This window comes from Bacillus sp. BACIII (assembly GCF_057836745.1).
Window position 1 is genome coordinate 2,462,094 of the sequence record NZ_CM174437.1, and the last position, 17,952, is coordinate 2,480,045.

15 protein-coding genes and 2 pseudogenes are annotated in these 17,952 nt (G+C 36.5%); 8 read left to right on the forward strand and 9 right to left on the reverse strand.

Going from position 1 to position 17,952, the window contains the following annotated elements; genetic code table 11:
• The first annotated feature begins 21 nt into the window (after positions 1–21).
• A complete protein-coding gene (locus ACXN9U_RS11905; protein ID WP_015416893.1) occupies positions 22–339 on the forward strand; it encodes a PadR family transcriptional regulator in 318 nt (105 codons plus the stop codon).
• Positions 326–895, forward strand: coding sequence for a DUF2812 domain-containing protein (locus ACXN9U_RS11910; protein WP_489201692.1), 570 nt, complete (start codon positions 326–328; stop codon positions 893–895). The genes ACXN9U_RS11905 and ACXN9U_RS11910 overlap by 14 nt, the downstream gene beginning before the upstream one ends.
• 374 nt (positions 896–1,269) lie before the next feature.
• Here ACXN9U_RS11910 and ACXN9U_RS11915 read toward each other — a convergent pair whose 3' ends face one another.
• Positions 1,270–1,653 carry a hypothetical protein gene (locus tag ACXN9U_RS11915; protein ID WP_489201693.1) on the reverse strand — a complete coding sequence of 128 codons (384 nt, stop codon included), beginning with the start codon at positions 1,651–1,653 and terminating at the stop codon, positions 1,270–1,272.
• A 98-nt stretch (positions 1,654–1,751) separates the two neighbouring features.
• On the opposite strand from ACXN9U_RS11915, the gene ACXN9U_RS11920 reads away from it, so the two are divergent.
• A complete protein-coding gene (locus tag ACXN9U_RS11920; protein ID WP_235588416.1) occupies positions 1,752–2,060 on the forward strand; it encodes an aminotransferase class I/II-fold pyridoxal phosphate-dependent enzyme in 309 nt (102 codons plus the stop codon).
• Positions 2,061–2,587: 527 nt separating this feature from the next.
• Here the strand turns inward: ACXN9U_RS11920 and ACXN9U_RS11925 are convergent.
• The 3 genes and pseudogenes from ACXN9U_RS11925 to ACXN9U_RS11935 form a co-directional block, all read right to left on the reverse strand.
• Entirely contained in the window at positions 2,588–3,991 is a 1,404-nt protein-coding gene (locus tag ACXN9U_RS11925; RefSeq protein WP_489201694.1) for an MFS transporter, read from the reverse strand.
• Positions 3,992–4,026: 35 nt separating this feature from the next.
• Positions 4,027–4,396, reverse strand: a pseudogene (locus ACXN9U_RS11930) (BCCT family transporter); the annotation flags it as partial.
• Between the two features lie 454 nt (positions 4,397–4,850).
• On the reverse strand, positions 4,851–5,621 hold the full coding sequence (locus ACXN9U_RS11935; protein ID WP_016937142.1) for a TSUP family transporter: 771 nt from the start codon (positions 5,619–5,621) through the stop codon (positions 4,851–4,853).
• A 657-nt stretch (positions 5,622–6,278) separates the two neighbouring features.
• Here ACXN9U_RS11935 and ACXN9U_RS11940 point away from each other — a divergent pair.
• Positions 6,279–6,374 (forward strand): annotated as a pseudogene (locus ACXN9U_RS11940) (hypothetical protein); the annotation flags it as partial.
• 36 nt (positions 6,375–6,410) lie between these two features.
• Here ACXN9U_RS11940 and ACXN9U_RS11945 read toward each other — a convergent pair.
• The 3 genes from ACXN9U_RS11945 to ACXN9U_RS11955 all read right to left on the reverse strand — a co-directional run bounded on the left by ACXN9U_RS11945 (position 6,411) and on the right by ACXN9U_RS11955 (position 11,839).
• Positions 6,411–7,859 (reverse strand): DHA2 family efflux MFS transporter permease subunit, encoded by a 1,449-nt coding sequence (locus ACXN9U_RS11945; protein ID WP_489201695.1) that lies wholly within the window; start codon positions 7,857–7,859, stop codon positions 6,411–6,413.
• 164 nt (positions 7,860–8,023) lie between these two features.
• Positions 8,024–9,211 (reverse strand): MFS transporter, encoded by a 1,188-nt coding sequence (locus tag ACXN9U_RS11950; protein WP_060963504.1) that lies wholly within the window; start codon positions 9,209–9,211, stop codon positions 8,024–8,026.
• A 291-nt stretch (positions 9,212–9,502) separates the two neighbouring features.
• Positions 9,503–11,839, reverse strand: a complete 2,337-nt coding sequence (locus ACXN9U_RS11955; RefSeq protein ID WP_489201696.1) for a molybdopterin-containing oxidoreductase family protein — start codon at positions 11,837–11,839, stop codon at positions 9,503–9,505.
• Positions 11,840–12,089: 250 nt separating this feature from the next.
• Here ACXN9U_RS11955 and ACXN9U_RS11960 point away from each other — a divergent pair, with 250 nt between their 5' ends.
• Both ACXN9U_RS11960 and ACXN9U_RS11965 read left to right on the forward strand, forming a co-directional pair.
• Complete coding sequence (locus tag ACXN9U_RS11960) at positions 12,090–12,968, forward strand: LysR family transcriptional regulator (RefSeq protein WP_327847302.1); 879 nt, start codon at positions 12,090–12,092, stop codon at positions 12,966–12,968.
• 449 nt (positions 12,969–13,417) lie between these two features.
• A complete protein-coding gene (locus ACXN9U_RS11965) occupies positions 13,418–13,879 on the forward strand; it encodes a CarD family transcriptional regulator (RefSeq protein ID WP_060963507.1) in 462 nt (153 codons plus the stop codon).
• Positions 13,880–14,506: 627 nt separating this feature from the next.
• On the opposite strand, the gene cspC is transcribed toward ACXN9U_RS11965, so the two are convergent.
• Positions 14,507–14,710 (reverse strand): cold shock protein CspC, encoded by a 204-nt coding sequence (gene cspC / locus ACXN9U_RS11970; protein ID WP_020955377.1) that lies wholly within the window; start codon positions 14,708–14,710, stop codon positions 14,507–14,509.
• Between the two features lie 702 nt (positions 14,711–15,412).
• Between cspC and desA the strand changes: the two genes are divergently transcribed.
• On the forward strand, positions 15,413–16,441 hold the full coding sequence (desA, locus tag ACXN9U_RS11975) for a Delta(5) desaturase DesA (protein ID WP_489202495.1): 1,029 nt from the start codon (positions 15,413–15,415) through the stop codon (positions 16,439–16,441).
• A 190-nt stretch (positions 16,442–16,631) separates the two neighbouring features.
• Here the strand turns inward: desA and ACXN9U_RS11980 are convergent, their stop codons facing one another.
• Positions 16,632–17,270 carry an NAD(P)-dependent oxidoreductase gene (locus tag ACXN9U_RS11980; RefSeq protein WP_489201697.1) on the reverse strand — a complete coding sequence of 213 codons (639 nt, stop codon included), beginning with the start codon at positions 17,268–17,270 and terminating at the stop codon, positions 16,632–16,634.
• A gap of 192 nt (positions 17,271–17,462) precedes the next feature.
• Here ACXN9U_RS11980 and ACXN9U_RS11985 point away from each other — a divergent pair, with 192 nt between their 5' ends.
• Entirely contained in the window at positions 17,463–17,906 is a 444-nt protein-coding gene (locus tag ACXN9U_RS11985) for an Rrf2 family transcriptional regulator (RefSeq protein WP_060963509.1), read from the forward strand.
• Positions 17,907–17,952 lie beyond the last annotated feature (46 nt).

Sequence of the window (17,952 nt, forward strand, 5' to 3'; positions counted from 1 at the left end):
AACTGAATAGAGGGTGAGGATATGAAACATAAATTATTACCGCTGTCTGAAACCATGCATTACATTTTATTAGCTCTGCGTGAGCCGCTTCATGGCTATGCCGCTATGCAGAAGATAGAAAAGATGAGTAACGGTACTGTTATTTTAGCGGCCGGCACATTATACGGCGCGATTGAAAACTTGAATAAGCATGGCTGGATTGAGCCTGTCGGAGAGTCGGGCCGGAGAAAAGTCTATATGATCACTGCGGAAGGAAGCGCCATTTTAAAAATGGAACAAAACAGGTTATTGCATATTTTATCCCTGTACGAAGGAAGTGAATCGAATGAAGAAATTTAAGATGTTTTTTGATATTGAAAAAGAGGAGCAATGGCTGAACGAGCAATTACAAAAAGGCTATCGTTGTACAAATATTAGCGGATTAGGAATATACACCTTCGAAAAAACAGATAAGAGATATGTAATGCGAGTGGATTATCAAGATTATTTATCAATGAAAAAGTTCAAAGATTACAAAGGAATTTATGAAGACTTCGGCTGGAGTTATATAAATGGCCCGTGGGGGCTTGGAACTCGATATTGGCAAAAAGAAGATGATGGTCAAAATGAAATCTTCTCGGATCGCCAATCAAAGAGTAATTATTATAAAAGATTAATGAGTTATTCATCAAGTTTTGGTTTCCTGTGTTTGTTTATTTCTTATATGTTTTACAAGGATTCAGGTTTATATTTAGCCGAAGGTCTGTGGAGTATGGAAGGCTCAATGTTTTGGAAAGCATTTTTATTTGAAACTCCATTTGCCCTTTTGAGGTCGCTTCCCGCCCTTATGGCTGTTACCTTCGGCATCAGTTTCTATAAAGCGTATCGAAAGTATTCAATGTTAAAAGAAGAATAATACGGGGAAGTTACATTCAAAAAAGTAATGAAGGATCATGTACCTGCCACAGTCGGGCGCTTTAACGCCCTGAATTCACTGACAGATCAGACGGCTTATTTAAAACAAAAAATACCAAGGGCGTTAAAACCCTTGGTATCATTGGGGTGCGGCTGAGACGGCTTAAACCTTCACAGAGATAGTGACGTTTTTAAAACAGATGAAGCAAAACATTCTTGCAACCAGCTCTTCTATTCGTTTCATCCCGAAATGATCCTCCCCTGTTTAGCGGGGATTTTTTTCATTCGAGGCTTTTGGAAATATATCATAGAATGTTGCATGTTAGACTGGATACAATTTAAATTTTCAGAAAAATATCCATTCAAGTACAGCGCCTATAATGTTAATGCTTTTGCAGACAAAGCAGCTTTCAATCTTCGTATCCCTTCTTCTATTTCTTTCTCAGCTAAATTTCCGTAACCTAAAATAATTTTGTTTTTATGAACCCCTTTCTGGATTGTATGGCGTTCAACCGGGTAAATTTTAATTTTATGCTGATCTAACTTTTTCAGCACCTGTTCAGAAAAAATGACATTTTCAAAACTGGCTATTAAATGGAGACCTGTCGAATCCCCAAATATCTTGACCTCATCTCCAAATTCACGATTCAGACTTTGTTTTAAAGCCTCACGACGTTTCTTATACACTTTTTTCATTTTACTAATATGGTGTTCTAGATAACGATCCTCAATAAAGTTTGCAAGTGTAAGCTGCTCCAAGGAAGAGGTATGAAGATCTGTAAACCATTTTAGATTCTTACACTTCTCAACGAGAGAACCTAGTATTTAGTAATGGAACAGATGAATTAATTCGTATCATATGCAGGGCCTTTCTAGGGACAGGGACAAATGCTGTTTTATCAAGCCTTTCTTTTCCTCAATATAAAAGGTATGCAGTTATGGAAGGTGCCGATATTCATGAAGTTCCACATGTAAATGGACGGCATCATATAGAAAAAATGATTGATGCGGTTGATGACAATACACGGGTTATTTGGATCTGTAATCCTAACAATCCGACAGGGGAGTATGTACGCGAGCAAGAACTTATACATTTACTAAATTCAGTTAACCAAAATGTTCTTGTAGTATGTGACGAGGCTTATTATGAATATGTTACCTATTGATAATGGAACGTCTTGGACACGGTTCAGTTGCCTTTACAACGGACACATATTACATCTTTTGAACCTCCACCGCTTATTCACCCGCTGGGCCCTCAATAAAGTGATGATGTATTTGTGAGTCGTAAAAGTGTATAATACCAGCTTTTTAATCGGGCTGGTTATTATTTTGTTGTTGAGATGTCCCTAATTGAAAAGCTGACTCCACAACAAACTCCATTTTTTCACCACTTCACCCTCTTCATATCCAAAAAACCTTTAATTGATTAGCGTACAAGTTCCCCATATAGAAAATAAAAAGCCAGCTCTCCTTCGGGAGAAGAACTGGCATAACAAAGCTTCTTGCTTCTTATTTTGCTGTATTGCTCGGACCTTTTAATTTCTCTTCGTTCTTGCGTCAATGTTTTATTATTAGGACACAACCAATAAAATAATGACGATCGAGAAGCTGCAGTCATTGCTGCTCAGATAATCCCGGATTATTCTGAGTCTGTATGTCGAGTAGTCGGTCAATTAAATGGATGCTTTTTTCATTCCTTTTCTGTTTGCTCCATTTTCCACCACAGTGAATCTTTTGGATTTTCAACAGCTTCTTGAAACTCAGCTTTAGAAGCAACTGTTGGGTAAGAACCTTTTAAAGATTTACCTGAAGTATCTTTAAATAAGGTTAACACAACGATTAAGCCAATTAAACTAACTGCTAATAAATAGAAACCTGGCGCCAAATTGTTTCTTGTCACATGGGTTAACCAAGAAGCAACTAAAGGAGTTGTTCCGCCAAAAATAGAAACCGATAAGTTGAATGTCCAGGATAAAGTACGATATCTGATGTCAGTATGGAACAACGTAGGTAAAGATCCTGGCATAGTACCTTCGTATACAGATAATACAATACCCAACATTAAAAGTCCTATAAATAAGAATGTTATACTCCCCATATTAAGAAATTGGAAAGAGATAATCGAAAATACAATTCCTAATACTAATCCAATTGTTATAACTTTTTTATTTCCTATTTTATCTCCCAGTTTACCAAAAGTTAAAGCGAACGGTACCATAATAATCAATACAATTGCTGTAACCGGTGTACTTATATTATCACTTATACCAAGGTTCTCATCTAAATAAGAAGGCATATAACCTAACAATAGGTAATTGGTTATATTGAAAAACGCCACAAATACGATACATAAAAAGATATCTTTTTTATATGTTTTAATTACTTCTAATAAACCTGGTTGTTGTTCATGGTTTTCAGAAATGTCATTTTCAAAGATTGGTGATTCATCTAAATGACTTCTCAAATACAAACCAAATAATCCGATTGGAATACTTAAGAAGAAAGGAATCCTCCATCCCCAACTATTCATTTGAACATCAGATAAAGCCCAGAAAAGTACTGTAACTAAAACAGAAGCTACGATATAACCAGATAATGTGCCGATTTCTAAACCACTGCCTAACCTTATACGTTTATTATCTGGAGAAGATTCAGCGATATATACCATTGCACCAGCGTACTCTCCACCCACAGAAAAACCTTGCAGAATACGAGCTAAGAGTAATAATATAGGGGCCCATACACCAATCTGATCATAGGTAGGAAGTACACCAATTATTAAAGTAGATAAAGCCATCATTAAAATAGTAATTGTTAATACCATTTTCCGGCCAAATTTATCACCCATTTTACCAAAAATAATTCCGCCTACCGGTCTAAGTAAAAAGGCAATTGCAAATGTAGCAAAAGTAAATATTAACTTTAATTCATCGTTTTGAACCGGACTGAAAAAGTTTTTACTAATAATAACTGCCAAATAAGAATATAAAGCAAAATCAAACCATTCCATCGCGTTTCCTATCCCTGTAGCAAACACGCTTTTCTTCGCTTTTTGAATGTCTACAACGTTAATTTTTTTCTTGTTGAACTTCATTTAATAATATCAACTCCTTAATGATCAAATCCACATGATACAAGCGGATAAACGGTCCAAGCGTGCAGTCCCAGAATGTATAGCGTAATGCTTCTCTAAAAGTCTGGGGGTTTCTGTTTCACCTGATGGAGAGCTAATGGCATAGTGGCTGATTGGTTCAACTGGACCTTAAAAGACTGGACCAATATCCATATCAGCGCCAAATATCATTGTAAACCAAGAAAGAAGGATGAAATTCAGTTTTTTCGCTGGTTTCCTTCACTTATTTTTGCCGATTGGACTAAAAATAATACAAAAAGCAACAAAAAGAGAAACAACCAACAGATCATACAAGCCAAAGTGGTTAGTGATATATCCTTGGGCTGTGGTTGGTATTTTCTGCAGACTATTTGGAGAAATGATTCCCCTTCATACAGCTCTATTGTGAATATTATCACAATCGAAAAAAAACTTTTATTTCTTCAAAGTATCCTAAACCTTTATTTTAGTTCTTCCATTACGTCTTCCAATATGTTTATTATGTGTTGCAGATAGATTGAGGTGATTCCTAAGTATTATTTACTGATCCTATCTTTATTACCCCGCAATCAGGTGAAACAAAACATTATAAACGTAGCATACCTTTTTAAAACCTGACAAGCCCAACAGGGTGATAAAAACCCGGCTAAAGCCAAGCTAATCAATGGATAGAAGAATTTTTTTTTGTTTTTCCCAAGGAATAACCGTCTGCGTTTAATCTAGCCCATTAGAAAGAAAAAGAGCAGGAGTCATCCTGCTCTTTCATTCAAAACTTTAATATGTATGATGAATTTCGTGTACCTCGATACATTAACTTTTTTCTTTTTTCATACCGCCATCATCAATAATGCATTATAAAATCAAAGATATTTTTTCCTATTAAGATAACAGTAACTAAAATAAATAACATTCTCACATAGGTAACACCTTTTTTAATTGCGAAGTTCGATCCCACAAGTGCTCCCAATATCATTGATATACCCATTGGTACACCATATAAAAAATTAATTTTATGAAGAAAAAGAAACATAATTAGAGCTGCAATGTTACTGCCGAAATTAAGAAATTTTGCATTTCCTGCAGATTGTAAAAAATCGAAGCCTATTATCAAAAAGGCAAATAAAATAAATGAACCCGTTCCTGCACCTAAAAATCCATCATAAAAACCAATAGCGAATATTACAAAAGAAAAAAGAATGGCTTTTTTCCAAGTCAATTTTTTATAAGTAGATTCATTACCCCAGTTTTTCTTCAAAATAGTGTAAATAGCTACACCTACTAAAAGAATTAATATTAATGGTTTTAATAATTCAGATGAAATAAAATTGACAACTAAAGCACCCAATAAGGACCCTATAAAAACAATCGGAAACAATTTAGATACTAACTGAAAATTAACTTTTCCTGATCTTATAAAGGAAATCGTACTCGTTAATGTACCCATTGTACTGGCTAACTTATTTGTAGCGATAGCAACTGAAGGCGGGAGACCTGAAAATAACAAAGCTGGTATAGAGATTAGTCCTCCTCCTCCCACTACTGAATCAATAAAAGAAGCAAGAAATCCGAAACATACTACTATTAATAGCGTATAAAAATTAATATCCTCCACTTACAAAATCCTCCCCATAATGGTAAATAACTATGTTAATATTCAGAATTTAACTAAAAGTATTTTACTTATCAGCTGCAAAATTCGACCTTTATCTGTATTTTAATTATATGCTGGGAATTCCCTCTAGAGTTTTTTTAAAAATAACTAGTTAGGATTCTTTCTGTAAGTTTTTGAGGCGTTTGACTGCAGAAGGAGTACAGCGTCCTCAAAACAAGTTTTTCATATGATGAGGAGCTTTTAAAGAGGAGCCAATCACCATATAAGTTGCCCCCCATTTCTTGAACTCGCTTCATATTATAAATGATTAAATCTTTTTTATTTCAATCCCCTGATGATTTAATTCCAGTATATAAAAATTTTTTATAAAATTCCACATCTTATCCATTTCCTTTAGGTGACACGTATGGATTCGTTCAAAAACACACCCAAAATTCAGGTGTGTTTCAAAAAGGCACTCAATTCATATCACTTGTAATGAAGGTTTGTTGCACTTTCTAACTCCACATTCATCATTTCTATATGTTTGGATAAGTTGGGTTAATAACAATTGGTTAACAAAAACCACCCTTACTTTCCAACTTCTATTCCCATTACGTTCAATTTATTACCTATCCTTCACCAATTTTTTTGGAAGCCCACAAAATATTTAGTTATGTCGCCGATCAATGGATTGATTTCATTGATATGAAGATCGTTTTCCTTATTAGCATCTCCGATGTGCTGGAACATGCCAGCTTATCCGATGCATATTTTAGAAGAAAACGACCTTTCTTTTTTGTTTTAATCTTAAGATAAATCATCATTATCTGTTTCAAGGTGCTGGTCTTTTTTCTTTAAAGTAAGGGCTAAAATGAAAGAGACAATTGCAAAGACAATCGCTGCACGATAAACTGTATGAACACCTTGGGTCATACTTTGTATGTTCAACACCGTTTTGTTGACTTCGTTTGTATGTTGAATATAATGCTGCGAAGCCGCAGCCATAATACTTGTATAAAGAGCCGGACCGATTGCACCAGATACTTGGTTAATGGTATTAGAGATTGCTGATCCATGGGCATGCAGCTGTTTAGGAACTTGATTCATCCCAAGAGTCATCACAGGCCCTATACTCAACCCTACTCCAATTGTAAATGCTGCATAAAGAATGGCAGCTGTTGTCGTAGTCGTTTCGTTTGAAATCTGAGTGAATAAACTTAAAACGATCATTAAAAAAATTAAACCAATGATGATCAGCGGTTTAAAACCAACCTTATCAAACAATCTCCCGCCAATCATCGCTGTAAGTGCCAGCGTGATTCCGCCAGGCAGCATAAGAAATCCCGTTTCTACTGGTGTCAAGCCGGCAGCTGTTTGAAAGTAAAGAGGTAGTATAAGCATCATCGAGAACTGAATCATCATAATGAGAAACATCAGAAACATCGCTCTTGAAAAAACGGATGACGTAAATGGTTTCATGCTGATCATAGGTGACGAAAGCTTCGTTTGCTGTCTGACGAAGAATGCAAGAGCCAGCACCCCAACGACAAGCGTAATCCATACGATTGGGTTTCCCCATCCAGATGCTTCGCCAGCTGTACTAAATCCATAAACAACTCCGCCAAACCCAACTGTCGAAAGAATCACGGATGGAATGTGAATCGTCGGTTTAGATGTTTCAGACACATTTCGAAGCTTAAAGACAGCTATTATCAAAATGAGCACCGCTGCAATCAAAAGCCCCAAGAAAACGATTCGCCATGAATAATATTGAATAATTAAACCAGAAATGACAGGTCCGATCGCTGGAGCAAATAAAATCGCTACGTTGAAAATTCCCATCACAGTTCCGCGTATACTTACCGGTACAAGTGTTAACATTGTACTCATGACTAATGGTAAAACAACACCTGTTCCCAATGCTTGAATCATACGGCCAATAAAGAGTAAAGAGAAAAATGGCGTAATAAATCCAATCAATGAACCGATCACATATAAACACATCGCTGTGATAAACAGCTGCCTTAGTGTAAACCGTTGAATTAAAAAGGCTGAGACCGGTACGGATATCCCGATGATAAGCATATAGCCGGTTGACAGCCATTGTGCGGTGCTTGTTGTAACGTGCAAAGTTGAAATGATGCTGGGCAATGCCACATTCATTACAGTTTCACTGATTAGGCATAGGAAATTCCCTAAAATTAAAATGAAGAGAATGACTTTGCTTTGTGTACTCATTTTTTCATTTGTTGTCATGACTTTTCACCTCTTATATCGAAAATAGCTTGTTCGCTGATTACCTTCAAGGAGCAATACTTTTTTCGTCAGGGACAGTGCAGAAACGCCTTCGATCCAAGAAGAACCCATTGCCTTGTTTCTTCCGTTTCATTTCCCTATCGTATACACGGCTTCACTGGTTTTTATTTTACAGATATCACCTCTTCTAAAACATTAGCTGGTTTAGTGAGTTTCCAACCTAGTAAGATAATAATCAAACCTAAGGTGATAAGAAGATATAATGCAGGAACAAAACTTCCTAAATAATCATGAAGAAAACCGATGATAAACGGACCCACTGCACCAATCATATATCCAATCGCTTGAGTCATCGCTGACCAAGTACTTGCTTCTATAGATGAAGCTGTTTTATCTATTGGTAATAATAAGGTTAGCGAGACAAGACCACCGCCGCCAATCCCTAAACATATACTTGAAACAACAGGTGTTAAGTTCGTAAAACATAAAAGGGATAAACCAATCATCACACTCAGGGTAAAGAATGTAATCCAAAATCTTCTGCTTGGTATTACCCTCAAGAGACTAGGCAATAAAAGCGTAGCCGGCAGCTGCGCAAGCATAGATATTGTACCGATAAGACCTCCAAATGCTGAAGTTCCTCCTTTTTCCTCTACAATTGCCGGCAGCCAAGCTGCAAAACAATAAAATAAAAGAGTTACCAAACCTACAAAAGAAGTTAATAACCAGGCCTCTTTATTTTTTAAAGGTAAGGACGCACGCCTCTTTTGTGACGCTTTATTTGTGTGATGATGAGCGTATTTTGTCACTATAAACCAAAGTGGAAGAGCGAATAGCGCAAAAATACTCCAGAATGCTAATCCGTTTTTCCATGAATCATTGAGCAAGCGTTGAAGCGGTGTCGTCAGCCCAATAGAAATAGATGCACCAACGACCATTGAAGTAGAATATATGCCTATCATAGATGCTGCCTTCTCCGGAAAGTAACTTTTAATGAAGCCAGAGAGCAGAGGGCTGACAATCCCAATTCCTGCACCAATAAACAAAGCCGTTATTAATAGGTATATTGAGGAATTTGAAAAGAAACGCAGAAACGTTGCAATACCTATACAGGCTATAAAGAATGTGATAATTTTCTCTGATTGATAGCGATTGGCTAAACGACCAGCAAATAACGAACAAAAACCAAAACATAATAAAGGAATAGAAGTGAGTAAACTTGCTGACGCAGAACTCATGCCTAGTTCCTTCGTTATTCCGTGTAATACCGGGCTGACTGAAGTGATACCCGGCCTAAGATTGAATGCAGCTAATATAAGCGCAAATAGAAATAATCTATTACGATTGATCATAGTTGTTACCTCCGATTAATTTCTTAAAGTTTAATTCTCTCTAATGGTACATGAAGTTTTCACATGAATAAAATGCATATTAATTATGTGGGAGATAACAAAAATGGTATGAAAAACCGCAAATTCAACTTAGTGACGGCTGATTTTAAAAAAGTCACAAGTCTGAGGTAATACGTTTATTGAAAAAACAAAAGCTGATTTCTCCAACGCTAAGGAGCCATCAGCTTCATTGTTATGTCTTTACATGTATTCTATCCCTTATCATTAATACTTAATTTGCAAAGAATGAATCTATGACATCTTATAAATCTGGCAACGATATGATTTTAAGGGTTCGGAACCTGACATGGGGTCCAGCTGCTCTATACCTATCAATTGATTCACGTTTGCACCTTCAGCTGAAAATGGATCAAATCCTAATAACTCTAGTTCATCACACTTATCCCACCATCCCGCTTGAGTATATACCGTACCCACGGGTATACTTTGTGTCATTCGAGTGACTGCCTTCATTCTGCCATGAGGAGATACCAATTGAATCCAATCACCATCATTTAATTTATACATATGAGCTGTTTGTGGGTGAATCTCAATAAAAGGATCAGGATGCATTTTCCTTAGTTTAGCAATATTTCGATGCTGACTATGACAAAAAGATTTTAATTTATTTGAAGAAAGAACTAACGGAAAATTATATGATTTATCCTGATAATACGGAACAGTTAATGGTTTTTCAAATTGGGGCAACGGATCATATCCATGCTGTAACAAAAACTCGGAATAAATCTCCAACTTCCGCGTTGGGGTGGAAAAGCCACTGACTCCTCCATTCTTTTTTTCACTATATTTACAATAGTTTACTTGTAAGGGGATTGATATCCCTGCAGGCTGAGAACGAAGTTGATCTAATGTTAAATTCAACGGTTCCAGATAGTAATTAAACGCCGCTTCAATATCCCCATTCCAAAACTCTTCTTCATAGCCCATTTCCAATGCCAGATCCATTATAATTTGCAGGTCAGGACGAGTTTCCCCAGAAGCCTTTGACATTGCAGGGTTATATTGAATATGTTGAGCCGTTTGTAAACTCCCATCAAAACCAGCCAACAGACTTGGCGACTCCCAGGCATGCGCCGCAGGTAATACAATATCTGCAAACCTTGTCATAGGGTTATGAAACATATCGACATGGACATGAAATTCTAGTTTTTTTAAGGCCTCCATCATGTTTCCGCTTTCCGGGTTTTGTGTGACCATATTACTCCCAAAACTTAATAACGCTCTCATAGGATAAGGCGTTTCGTTCAATACAGCATCGGCAAAATCATACCCGGTAGCGGAAAGTTTCGGAGCACCTAGGGGCCTCTTCTCTCTTCCTAAACGCTTCTGTTGTTGTGAACGCGGAATCAAATTTTGATCTTTAATTGGATTAACTGGTAAAGACGGGAGGATAATATTTCCCCCCTGCTTATCAAAATAACCGGTCAGGCTATAAAGGATACATAATGCTCGATTGGTTGATGAACTATTTACATGCTGTTCTAAGCCATTCCATGAATAATAAGATATCGGATCTCCATCGCTTAATAATTCCCCAAGTTCCACTAATTTTTCATATGGAACACCCGTTATTTTTTCCACCTTTTCTATCGTGAAAGAAGAGACTCTTTTCATTAATTGAGAAAAAACAGTTTCTGAAGAAACGCTTTCATTTGTATATTCACCTGTAAGCAAAATATTTTCTGACCATGTTTGAGGATCTTCCCGGGTATCAATTTTATATGGCTTCTCATTCTTATCAAGAGCTAAAAATTCATATGGATGATGATTTTCCGGCCGAAGGAATTTCCCCGTTTGCTTATCCACTAAGAAGGGGGCATTGGTCCAATTAAGCAGAAATTTATGATCAAATGAATGATTCTCAATTAAAAAGCGAATACAGCCTAATATTAAGGCACTATCAGTTCCATGATTCGGAGCAATCCATAAATCTGCCGCTGCAGCTGTCGTTGTTCGACGCGGGTCAATTACTACTAGTTTGCTCCCTCTTTTTTTCGCTCCCATGAGCCTTTTCCATGTCTGAAGATTCGTATCAGCTGGATTGTGTCCCCATATCAATATTAAATCAGCATGTTCAAAGTCGGGTTGAGGCAATCCAACACCGTACGTGTATTTTGATCCCTCATCCCTCGCCCATTGGCAGACATTTGTATGGGAAATATAGTTGGGAGTGCCGTAAAGATTCATCAAGCGATGCAGGTATGGCCCCCAGTTAAAACTTCCGCTCGCACCAACAGTTGGAAAAGTGTATGATACCGATTCTGCCCCTGTTTCAGAACTGATCTGTTTCAACTTATCAGTAATGGTTTGTATGGCTTCTTCCCATTTTATTCTTTTCCATTTCGGTTCTTCCCCTTTTGGATTCGTTCTTTTTAAAGGGAAAAGAATACGATCAGGATGATTGATTATCTGAGGGGCTGACGCTCCTTTTGGACAGATTCCCCCATTCGGATGACTTTTATCGGGAATCACCTTTTTTAACCGATCATTTTCCGTAATGGAAATAACCCCGCATTTTGAAACGCATTGCGAACAAAACCCCGATCTTCTTTTTTCACTAGTATTCATCATACTTCTCTCCTTTTTAAGGTTGAGTTGATTAGTGATAACAAAAAACTAGGAACCTTTTCGGTCGAACATCTCAAATAAGGATCACATATTCTAGAATTCCTTGTGATTCTTATCCAGCTCTTGTTGAATGTCTTCCGCTTGTCTACGGTTATTGTTATTATCTTGAAGTTTCATTCTCTTTTATGGTACATTAGATTTCATCATAAATAAAATGCATATTAATCATATGGGAGATAACAAGAACGATATGAATAGATCACAAATTCAACTGATTGTTAAGATATCGGAAACAGGAAGTTTTACAAAAGCTGGTGAAGAACTACACATGACACAACCTGCGGTAAGTCGTGCCGTAGCAACGATTGAATCGGAATTAGGGACGAAGTTAATTAAGAGAAATAAGAAGAACGGATTGTTTTTTACGGATGTAGGAGAGCGTGTCTTAATTAAATTTAGAAATATCCTGGGTGAATTACAGAAAGTAGATGAATTAATTGCAGCTGAACAAGGATTAGAAATAGGCAAGGTTCATATTGGAGCTTACCCAACTGCGTGCAAAAGGTTTATCCCAAAAATTATACGGACAATGGAAGATAAGTATCCTGGTCTTGAAGTTAAGATTTCGGAAGGAAGTGTAGATCAAGTCAAAGAATGGTTACGTTCTAAATGTGTTGATGTAGGAATGATTATTCCTCCTGTAGAAGATTTCGATATCGTGCCCTTAATGAAAGATCAATTGATTGTCATTATGCACTCGAGTCATCCTTTATATCAGAAAGAAACAATAGGTATTCCCGACTTACAAGATGAGGATATATTACTTGGAAGAGGCGGTTATGAGGTACAAATTCACTCTTTATTCAAAGATTTTAAATTGAAACCTAATGTACGGTTTGTCATTGATTATATAGACACAGCATTATGTATGGTACAAGAAGGATTAGGAATTACAATCACAACGAAAAAAAATATTCTATCACTACCGGAAAATGTCGTTTTTCGTGAATTAAAGCCAAACACGTTTAGAGAAATCGGTATAGCTGTTCCAGATATGAAAGATATCTCTAAAGCAACAGATGTCTTTATCCAAACAGCTCGTACTCTTTTCGCTAATGAAAGTGATTAGCATAAAAAAATACCTGGGGTCTACAACCCTTGGTATCATTGAGATGCGGCCGAGAGGACATGAACCTCCGCGGGTTATTCACCCACTAGGCCCTCAACATAGTAAATCCATATCACTGGTTATGAAAGCTTGTTTTCATTACACTCTCTATTGTGCCCATGTAGATTGCAAACATGTCATTAATGTCAAGTCATGAACTCCTAATGGATATTTAATAACTCATTTTCAATGAAAAACTGAACTCTGATAATTAGTCGAGATTCTAAGATATACACGGACCAATCGACCTTCCCTTTTTTTGGAAACCCAATGGTTCCCTCTTGTTTTGATGTTGTTTTTTTCAAAAAGTTATTGACACAAAAAAAATATCATGTTATTATTATAAATTTGATATCTCACTCCATATATGGTAACCTTAAGTTGAGTTACCATATATGGAGGTGGATGATATGTTTCAAATTGGCGATAACATCGTTTATCCAATGCACGGAGCAGGTATAATTGAAGCCATAGAAGAAAAAGAATTCTTAGAGGAAAAAGAACATTATTATGTCATAAAAATGTCAATCAGTCATATGACAGTTATGATTCCAACGCGTAAAATATTGAGTTTAAATATACGACCAGTTACTGATATACTTGCATTAAAACACATTATGCACATTTTTCAGCATGGAGAATCAGATAAGTTACTGCCGTGGAAACAAAGATATAAAGTAAACACAGACAAAATAAAAACGGGTAAAATACAAGAAGGTGCTGAAGTTGTACGTGATTTAATGCGTATGAAGAAAGAAAAAGCACTTAATGCAAGCGAAAAAAAAATGTTGGATAATGCATATGAATTTTTGATTAGTGAACTGGAAGTCATTAAAGGAATCACTGAAAATCAAATAAAAAGTTTCTGTTAAGGCTAATGTGTTTTGCATTCCAAAACACCCTTAAGTTTTCAGAAAATTACGATTAAACGTTTAACTTCTTCAACTTACTTTTAGAACATTAACCTCTTTTATTACTCCTGCAATCTAATCTGTTTTATTTTTAAATTTCTTCAACGAACATTTGAATTTTTATCAAAAACTCGATGGAATAGTCACTTGATTTTTGTAATCCTGATTCACACTGGCACGGACAAGGAGCCGTAAGGATGGGAGAGAGGCAGGGCTTTCATTGTTTTAGGTCTAAGTGATTATTTCCAGAAGAAAAAACAACCACTCCCCTCTTTATCTTTAAGAATTTCTTACATCTCTTGCGACAGTGAATAGCAGTTGTTTATCTTCTTTTCATAAAAGAGATGTGCGAATTGTAACAAAGAATTATCTTAAGAACATAAAAACAAATCATTTATATATATTCCACATATCGTCAATCCGGTATGTTATACTGTAAACAATCCTTTGAGGTTTTAAACCTTTTTCTTACCTTGTAGCATCTGTCCCTACTCGAACGTTGAGTAGGGTTTTTTTATTCAGTATGATACAGAGAACATAAAAAAACAGGCCCTATATAAAGAGCCTGTTTGTATAAACGATTAAAGATTAAGCAGTTTTTTGAACATTAGCAGCTTGAGCTCCACGAGCACCTTGCTCAACGTCAAACGATACTTTTTGACCTTCGTCTAAAGATTTGAATCCGTCACTTTGGATTGCAGAAAAGTGTACGAATACGTCATCTCCATTTTCACGTTCGATAAATCCAAAACCTTTTTCTGCATTAAACCATTTAACTGTACCTTGTTCCATTTTTGTTGCCTCCTAGTGTGTTACACATTGTATTACTATCCTTGCCCAAAGTATCATCAAGACGAAAAGTCGATATTCATACTATCCTTTACACGAACAAAAATAATTCTCCTTTATCATAACACGAAACGGAAATAACTGCAAATTAATCTCATGTTTCATTTTGTTAAACGTGTCGATACGAGTGCAAAATAAGATGCCTATTAATAACGATGGTTTGAAAACACCGTGAAAATGGATCACGAGTGTCTTCAAAAAAGCTCAGCTGTTTCTTGTTCAAGTACAAGATATTTTTTTAAAAGAAGGGCTGTTCACTGGTATAGCTTTGTTTCTGCACATGTTTCCAAACGATGACTCAGGTATCCCTCTATTTTTAACGGTATTATTTCCTTCACTTGTAATGTTTGTTGCTCAAACAATCAATGTTTACGGTCTAAATAAACCGATTACCATAGGGGAGCATGGAGAGAGTTTGGCCCGATAAAGAGCCGGGTATAATCTTCATACGCTTTTTGTATCCCGGCTGGCCATTGCTAATAAAGATTTAATCGAGATGGAGATCATTTTCTGACCTTCAATCATTTTACATAGGATGAGGAAAGATACTTATCATACATGGAGTATGACAGCTGGAACTTCAAAGACAACAAAACGGGTTCTATACTTAGATTAAGAACAGCAGGGAAGGTGAAGCTTTTAAAAATGAATGAACAAAACCTAAGGACTTTGAGAAAACTGGTTACCCCTTATGAAAAGTCCGATTTACAAAAAAGTATTTATCAAATCATTAACACATTGGTGCCATTTTTCCTGTTATGGTGTTTGGCCTATAAGAGCTTATCGATTTCTTATATTCTTACATTAGCGATTTCTGTCGTTGCAGCAGGTTTTTTAGTGAGAACCTTCATTATCTTTCATGATTGCTGCCACTATTCCTTTTTTAAGAACCGAAAGGCGAATCGAATCCTTGGAACAATTACAGGAATTCTAACGCTGCATCCGTTTGATCATTGGGCACACGATCATTCTGTCCATCATGCGACAAGCAGCAACCTGGACAAACGCGGTACAGGCGATATTTGGGTACTGACCGTTGATGAATATAAGGAAGTCTCAACTAAGACAAAAATAATGTACCGTTTGTACAGAAATCCGTTTGTTATGTTTATTATCGGACCGATTTACGTCTTCGGGATAACCAATCGTTTTAATCGTAAAGAGGCAAAACGCAAAGAACGGATGAATACATATGTAACGAACCTGGGGATCGTCGCTTTGGCAGCACTTTTATGTTGGGCTATCGGCTGGCAAAACTTTCTGCTGGTCCAGACGCCAATTTTTATGATATCGGGATCCCTCGGAATTTGGATGTTTTATATTCAGCATACGTTTGAGGATTCATATTTCGAAGAAGATGAGCAGTGGGAATATGTAAAAGCAGCAGTTGAAGGAAGCTCTTTTTATAAGCTTCCAAAAGTCATGCAATGGTTAACAGGCAATATCGGTTTCCATCATGTTCATCATTTAAGCCCAAGAGTCCCAAACTATAAGCTTGAAATCGTACATAACAACACTGAACCATTGCAAAACGTTCCGACCATCACACTGGCAACAAGTCTTAAGTCGTTAAAGTTCCGCCTATGGGATGAAGAAGGCAAAAAATTTGTTGGTTTTAACCACTTTAAAAAAACGTCTAAAAGCCATGTATCAGCTCGGCTGGGAACGGATTAAAAACACTCCCATAATCGCTGATAATGGGCAGTGTATCTTGCAGAATAAAAGTGCAGACTCGCGCAAAGATTTTGTGCAGAGATCAGCACTTTTTTAATGCCCAATGCACTTACAACAAAAAATACCAAGGGTGTCAAAACCCTTGGTATCATTGAGATGCGGCTGAGAGCCTTTGTTTCTGCTCAATAACTTATTCAGCTTCTCCAACAACTGTAAAGCGTTCATTTATATGTTTTGGATTTTCGATTTCATCCAATACTGCAATTGCATAGTCTGCATAGCTGATATAACTTTCGCCTTTCGAATTCACAAGAAGATGATCTTTTCCTGACTGATAAAATCCAGTTCTTTTCCCGTCTGGGTCAAATACCGCTGAAGGACTGATAAATGTCCAGTTAATATCAGAAGTTTCCTTTAGCTCTTGCAAGTTACGACCTTGCCCTTTAGCTGTTGGAATAAAAATCTCCGGGAAATCAGGTGTATCCATTACACTGACAGTTTTATTTTCGTCTACATAAAGACTCCCTGCTCCGCCTACAATTACGGCTCTTGTATCCATTCCTTTTAATGCCCTAATTAATGCCCGGCCAGCATCTACATGTGCCTGTTCTTCTCCTAATGGAGCACCGAAGGCATTAACTGCTACATCTAACTTTTTTAGATCATCCGATGTAAGATCAATTATATTTTTTTCAATGATTGCGATCTTTTCCTCTTTAAGTTTTGTAGCATCTCTTACAATTGCAGTTACTTCATGTCCCCTGCTTACCGCTTCTTTCAAGATAAGACTTCCAGCTTTTCCGGTTGCACCAATGATTCCAATTTTCAATTTCCAGTCCTCCTAATAATTCGAAATTTAAAATGTAACCATATTGATTACATGTAATAATTTTAGTTACAACTTATTTATTTGTCAATACTTTTATCATCTTGAAGCATATTAGAGTAAAATAAACTTGTAATACATTCGGTTACAAGTGTACTATAAAGAGTGTAAAGTAATGAGGATGGTGAAGAAATCATGTCTATTAGCAGCCGTTTTGCTGTAGGAATTCATATATTGGCTCTTATTGAAATAAATGCAGACGGAATTAGCACTTCTGAATTTTTAGCTGGAAGTGTAAATACAAATCCCGCCTTAATAAGAAAAATTATGGGAATGCTGAAAAAAGCAGGTTTAGTAAATGTACGGCCAGGTATTGCAGGAGCCGAATTAGCGAAGGATTTAACTGAAATCACCTTACTTGATGTTTATAGAGCAGTTAACGTTGTTCAAGATAAAGAATTGTTTAGTATACATGAAAATCCCAATCCTCAATGTCCTGTAGGCCGGAACATTCAAAGTACAATTGGTCCAATATTTGAAATCGCCCAATCTGCCTTGGAAAAAGCTCTTGGACATATAACAATTGAGGATGTGGTAAAGGATATTATTGAAAAGGAGAAATTGACCAATAATTGTTAAATAACTCCTGGAAAATCTTTTATCAGACTGGGGATAAGAAAATCAA

Bases quoted from the DNA above. Each gene is read 5' to 3' on its own strand.
- ACXN9U_RS11905 (WP_015416893.1), top strand. From the start codon at position 22: ATGAAACATAAATTATTACCGCTGTCTGAAACCATGCATTACATTTTA.
- ACXN9U_RS11910 (WP_489201692.1), top strand. From the start codon at position 326: ATGAAGAAATTTAAGATGTTTTTTGATATTGAAAAAGAGGAGCAATGG.
- ACXN9U_RS11925 (WP_489201694.1), bottom strand. From the start codon at position 3,991: ATGAAGTTCAACAAGAAAAAAATTAACGTTGTAGACATTCAAAAAGCG.
- ACXN9U_RS11945 (WP_489201695.1), bottom strand. From the start codon at position 7,859: ATGACAACAAATGAAAAAATGAGTACACAAAGCAAAGTCATTCTCTTC.
- ACXN9U_RS11950 (WP_060963504.1), bottom strand. From the start codon at position 9,211: ATGATCAATCGTAATAGATTATTTCTATTTGCGCTTATATTAGCTGCA.
- ACXN9U_RS11955 (WP_489201696.1), bottom strand. From the start codon at position 11,839: ATGAATACTAGTGAAAAAAGAAGATCGGGGTTTTGTTCGCAATGCGTT.
- ACXN9U_RS11960 (WP_327847302.1), top strand. From the start codon at position 12,090: ATGAATAGATCACAAATTCAACTGATTGTTAAGATATCGGAAACAGGA.
- ACXN9U_RS11965 (WP_060963507.1), top strand. From the start codon at position 13,418: ATGTTTCAAATTGGCGATAACATCGTTTATCCAATGCACGGAGCAGGT.
- cspC (WP_020955377.1), bottom strand. From the start codon at position 14,710: ATGGAACAAGGTACAGTTAAATGGTTTAATGCAGAAAAAGGTTTTGGA.
- desA (WP_489202495.1), top strand. From the start codon at position 15,413: ATGAATGAACAAAACCTAAGGACTTTGAGAAAACTGGTTACCCCTTAT.
- ACXN9U_RS11985 (WP_060963509.1), top strand. From the start codon at position 17,463: ATGTCTATTAGCAGCCGTTTTGCTGTAGGAATTCATATATTGGCTCTT.